The organism is Arthrobacter sp. GCM10027362 (assembly GCF_042679445.1).
GTDB lineage: Bacteria > Actinomycetota > Actinomycetes > Actinomycetales > Micrococcaceae > Crystallibacter.
On sequence record NZ_JBHTML010000439.1, the window covers coordinates 1 to 655 of the forward strand.

Annotated in this window: 1 protein-coding gene; it reads left to right on the forward strand. The window is 76.0% G+C overall.

Features of this window, described 5'->3' with window-relative positions:
- A partial coding sequence (locus tag ACFQ36_RS23235) for a tryptophan-rich sensory protein (protein WP_377017989.1) occupies nucleotides 1–655 on the forward strand: 655 nt, incomplete at both ends.

Consider the following 655-nt stretch of genomic DNA (forward strand, 5'->3'; position numbering starts at 1 on the left):
CGGCAGCCGGGCCGCCCCGGGAACGCGCCGCGGTGAGCCGGGCGGGCGGGGCGGACACCATCCGCCGGCTCGCCGTCACCGGCTCCATGTTCGTGTGCGGCTACACCGCCGTGCGCGGTTCCGGCCTCACCGGCGGACCTTCCATCCGCGATGCCGCGGACGGCGCCTTCGCACCGGGCTTCACGCTGCTGGCCCTGGACAGCGGTGCGTTCCTGGCCTGGACCGCCATCTACCTGGGCCTGCTGGCCTATACGGTGTTCCAGTGGTTTCCGTCCCAGCGCCGCAGCCCGCGCCAGCGCGGCACGGGCTGGCTGGCGGCGGCGTCGCTGCTGCTCAACGCCGGCTGGAGCTGGGCCGCGCGGGCCGGCGCCATTGACCTGACGCTCCTGGTCATCCTGGCCCTGCTGGCCGTGCTCGCCGCCGCGGTCCACCGCCTCAACCTGCTCCCGGGCCGGGGCCGGGCCGAGGGCCTGCTGGTGGATGCGCCGATGGGCCTGTACCTGGGCTGGATCCTGCCCGCCGCCGGCGCCAATGCGGCCAGCTGGCTGGCGGTGCGACAGGCCGGCTTCTGGGACGCAACGGCCTGGGCCGTGCTGGCCGTTGCCGTGACGTCGTTCGCCGGTGCCGCCGCCGCGATCTCCGGACGCGGCCGGCT